Source organism: Paraburkholderia sp. XV (assembly GCF_020177535.1).
GTDB classification, from domain to species: Bacteria; Pseudomonadota; Gammaproteobacteria; order Burkholderiales; family Burkholderiaceae; genus Paraburkholderia; species Paraburkholderia caribensis.
Map to the genome: position 1 here is coordinate 1 of NZ_JAGUUD010000230.1, position 4,346 is coordinate 4,346.

The following is a 4,346-nucleotide window of genomic DNA, read 5'->3' on the forward strand; positions in this document are numbered from 1 at the left end:
CGCCGCTCTTCGTGATCTCGCGCACGTCCGGCTGGGCCGCGCACATCATCGAGCAGCGCGTCGACAACAAGATCATTCGACCCAGCGCAAATTACACGGGTCCCGACGATCTCGCGTTCGTGCCGCTCGCGAAGCGCGCCTGACCGGGCAACTCGACTCCTGGAAGTGCGGTGCGAGAGCCGCAATCCTGTTCGGCCTTGGTTCGTCATACCCGCGAGCCAAGGCTGCTTTTTATGCGCTCTTTATGTTTGCGCCGCTACACCCGGCGCGCGCTGAAGCGCTACACTTCGCAAGAAACACGTGGACGGCAAGCCCGGCCACCACACGGAGCCAGGCGTGTTCACGCACGCCGGTTCACGATCAATATCGCATGTGTCCCTACGCCATGAATACTGCACACCGCAAACCGCTGCCCGGCACTTCGCTGGATTACTTCGACACGCGCGCCGCGATCGACGCGATCCAGCCGGGCGCTTATGACAAGCTGCCCTACACGTCGCGCGTGCATGCCGAGAACCTCGTGCGCCGCTGCGATTCCGCGACGCTGACCGATTCGCTGCGGCAGATTATCGAACGCAAGCGCGAGCTGGATTTTCCGTGGTTTCCTGCGCGCGTCGTGTGTCATGACATTCTCGGCCAGACGGCGCTCGTCGATCTCGCGGGACTGCGCGATGCGATTGCCGATCAGGGCGGCGACCCGGCCAAGGTGAACCCCGTCGTGCCCGTTCAGCTGATCGTCGATCACTCGCTCGCTGTCGAGTGCGGCGGCTTCGACCCGGATGCGTTCGCGAAGAACCGCGCAATCGAAGACCGGCGCAACGAAGACCGCTTCGACTTCATCAACTGGACCAAGAAGGCATTCAAGAACGTCGACGTGATCCCGCCGGGCAACGGCATCATGCACCAGATCAATCTGGAGCGGATGTCGCCCGTCATTCATGCTGCCGATGGCGTCGCGTATCCCGACACGCTCGTCGGCACGGACAGCCATACGCCGCACGTCGATGCGCTCGGCGTGATTGCCGTCGGCGTCGGCGGGCTGGAAGCGGAGAACGTGATGCTGGGCCGCGCATCGTGGATGCGCTTGCCGGATATCGTCGGCGTCGAGCTGTCGGGCAAACGTCAGCCGGGCATCACCGCAACCGATATCGTGCTCGCGTTGACGGAATTCCTGCGTAAGGAAAAAGTAGTCGGCGCGTATCTGGAGTTTCGGGGCGAAGGTGCGTCGAGCCTCACGCTCGGCGACCGCGCGACGATCTCCAACATGGCGCCAGAATACGGCGCGACGGCCGCGATGTTCTTCATCGACGAACAGACCATCGACTATCTGCGCCTCACGGGCCGCGACGACGCACAGGTGAAGCTCGTCGAAACGTATGCGAAAGCGGCTGGCCTGTGGGCCGATTCGCTCAAGCATGCCGAATATGAGCGCGTGCTCAGGTTCGATCTGTCGTCGGTGGTGCGCAACATGGCGGGGCCGTCGAATCCGCACAAGCGTCTGCCGACCTCCGATCTCGCTGAACGCGGCATCGCCGGCAAATGGGAAGAAGTGCCGGGGCAGATGCCCGACGGCGCCGTCATCATCGCGGCGATCACGAGCTGCACCAATACGAGCAATCCGCGCAACGTGATCGCGGCGGCCTTGCTCGCGCGCAACGCGAATGCATGCGGATTGAAGCGCAAGCCGTGGGTGAAGTCGTCGCTGGCGCCGGGATCGAAGGCCGTCGAATTGTATTTGCAGGAAGCGAACCTGCTGCCGGATCTGGAGAAACTCGGCTTCGGCATCGTCGCGTTCGCGTGCACGACATGCAACGGCATGTCGGGCGCGCTCGATCCCACAATCCAGCAGGAGATCATCGACCGCGATCTGTACGCGACAGCCGTGCTGTCGGGCAATCGCAACTTCGATGGCCGCATTCATCCGTATGCGAAGCAGGCGTTTCTCGCGTCGCCGCCGCTCGTCGTCGCGTATGCGATTGCAGGGACGATCCGTTTCGACATCGAGCGCGATGTGCTCGGCACCGACAAGGACGGCAAACCGGTTTATCTGAAGGACATCTGGCCGAGCGATGAGGAAATCGACGAGATCGTCAGGCAGAGCGTGAAGCCCGAGCAGTTCCGCAAGGTCTACGAGCCGATGTTCGCCGTCACGGCCGCGAGTGGCGAGCCGATCAGCCCGCTCTACGACTGGCGCGCGCAAAGCACGTACATTCGCCGTCCGCCGTATTGGGAAGGCGCGCTGGCAGGCGAACGTACGTTGCGAGGCATGCGCCCGCTCGCCGTGCTCGGCGACAACATCACGACGGACCACCTCTCGCCGTCGAACGCGATTCTCGCCAACAGCGCAGCGGGCGAATACCTCACGAAAATGGGCCTGCCCGAAGAGGACTTCAACTCGTATGCGACGCATCGCGGCGACCACCTCACCGCGCAGCGCGCGACGTTCGCCAATCCGACGTTGATCAATGAAATGGCAATCGTCGATGGTCAGGTGAAAAAGGGATCGCTGGCACGCATTGAACCGGAGGGCAAGGTCACGCGCATGTGGGAAGCCATCGAAACCTACATGGGCCGCAAGCAGCCGCTCATCATCATCGCGGGCGCGGACTATGGCCAGGGCTCGTCACGCGACTGGGCGGCGAAAGGCGTGCGGCTCGCGGGTGTCGAAGCGATCGTGGCGGAAGGCTTCGAGCGCATTCACCGCACGAACCTGATCGGCATGGGCGTGCTGCCGCTCGAGTTCAAGCCGGGCGTGAACCGGCTCGCGCTGGGTATCGACGGGACCGAGACGTATGACGTGATCGGCGAGCGCAAGCCGCGCGCGGATCTGACGCTCGTGATTCATCGCAAGAACGGCGAGCGCATCGACGTGCCCGTCACGTGCCGTCTGGATACGGCGGAGGAAGTGTCTATTTACGAAGCGGGCGGCGTGTTGCAGCGCTTTGCGCAGGACTTCCTGGAGTCGTCCAAGGCAGCCGCCTGAGACGGATCGTCACCAGCTTCAACAGGATCAAAACACATGGCACACGCATCTCAGATCAAGATTCCCGCCACGTATATGCGCGGCGGCACCAGCAAAGGCGTGTTCTTTCGCCTGAAGGATTTGCCCGAAGCGGCTCAAGTGCCGGGCGCCGCGCGCGATGCGTTGCTGCTGCGCGTGATCGGCAGCCCCGATCCTTACGGCAAGCAGATCGACGGCATGGGCGGCGCGACGTCGAGCACCAGCAAGACGGTGATCGTCGCGAAGAGCAGCAGGCCGGACCATGATGTGGATTATCTGTTCGGGCAGGTGTCGATCGACAAGCCGTTTGTCGACTGGAGCGGGAATTGCGGAAATCTGTCGGCGGCCGTGGGACCGTTTGCGATCAGCGGCGGGCTTGTCGATCCGGAGCGTGTGCCCGATAACGGCGTGGCTGTCGTGCGTATCTGGCAGGCGAATATCGGCAAGACGATCATCGCGCATGTGCCGATTGTGAATGGCGCCGTGCAGGAAACGGGGGATTTCGAGCTTGATGGCGTGACGTTTCCTGCTGCGGAGGTGCGACTGGAGTTTCTGGACCCGGCTGCGGAGGAAGAAGGCGCGGAAGGTGCGATGTTCCCGACGGGCAATGTCGTCGACGATCTTGAAGTGCCTGGTGTCGGCACGTTGAAGGCGACGATGATCAATGCGGGTATTCCGACGATCTTCGTCAATGCCGAGGCGATTGGTTATACGGGCACGGAGTTGCAGGATGCCATCAATAGCGACGACGCGGCGCTGAAGAAGTTCGAGACGATTCGCGCGCATGGGGCGCTGCGGATGGGGTTGATCAAGAGTCTCGACGAGATCGCGACACGGCAGCATACGCCCAAGGTGGCGTTCGTGGCGCGGCCGGCGGGTTATGTCGCTTCGAGCGGCAAGGCCGTTGCTGCTGATGATGTCGATCTGCTGGTGCGCGCCATGTCGATGGGGAAGCTTCATCACGCGATGATGGGGACGGCGGCTGTTGCTATTGGCACGGCTGCGGCTATTCCTGGCACGTTGGTGAATCTTGCCGCTGGCGGTGGGGAGAGGGAAGCTGTGCGGTTCGGGCATCCTTCCGGGACTTTGCGGGTTGGCGCGGTGGCGATGCTCGAAGACGGCGCGTGGGCCGTTAAGAAGGCCGTCATGAGCCGGAGTGCGCGGGTTTTGATGGAGGGATGGGTTCGAGTGCCGGGGTAGGTTTTTTTTGTCTGCGACGCTGGTGGGGTGCTGGTGCTTTTTTCTGATTTTGGGGGTTTGCGCTTGGGTTTGCGTTTGGGTTTGCGTTTGCGCTTTCGCTGGCATCCGCGATTCGTTAGCTCGCTTCACGCGTCGCCCCTGTGCG

3 protein-coding genes are annotated in these 4,346 nt (G+C 62.6%); all 3 read left to right on the forward strand.

All coding sequences use genetic code 11. The features are described from left to right. On the forward strand, positions 1-143 hold a 143-nt coding region (locus KFO72_RS41360; RefSeq protein WP_318248532.1), incomplete at its 5' end, for a citrate/2-methylcitrate synthase. Positions 144-385: 242 nt separating this feature from the next. Then, entirely contained in the window at positions 386-2,983 is a 2,598-nt protein-coding gene (gene acnD, locus KFO72_RS41365) for a Fe/S-dependent 2-methylisocitrate dehydratase AcnD (RefSeq protein WP_225034509.1), read from the forward strand. 36 nt (positions 2,984-3,019) lie between these two features. After that, positions 3,020-4,201 (forward strand): 2-methylaconitate cis-trans isomerase PrpF, encoded by a 1,182-nt coding sequence (gene prpF, locus KFO72_RS41370; protein WP_107201824.1) that lies wholly within the window; start codon positions 3,020-3,022, stop codon positions 4,199-4,201. The last annotated feature ends 145 nt before the right edge of the window (positions 4,202-4,346 follow it).

Bases quoted from the DNA above. Each gene is read 5' to 3' on its own strand.
- acnD (WP_225034509.1), top strand. From the start codon at position 386: ATGAATACTGCACACCGCAAACCGCTGCCCGGCACTTCGCTGGATTAC.
- prpF (WP_107201824.1), top strand. From the start codon at position 3,020: ATGGCACACGCATCTCAGATCAAGATTCCCGCCACGTATATGCGCGGC.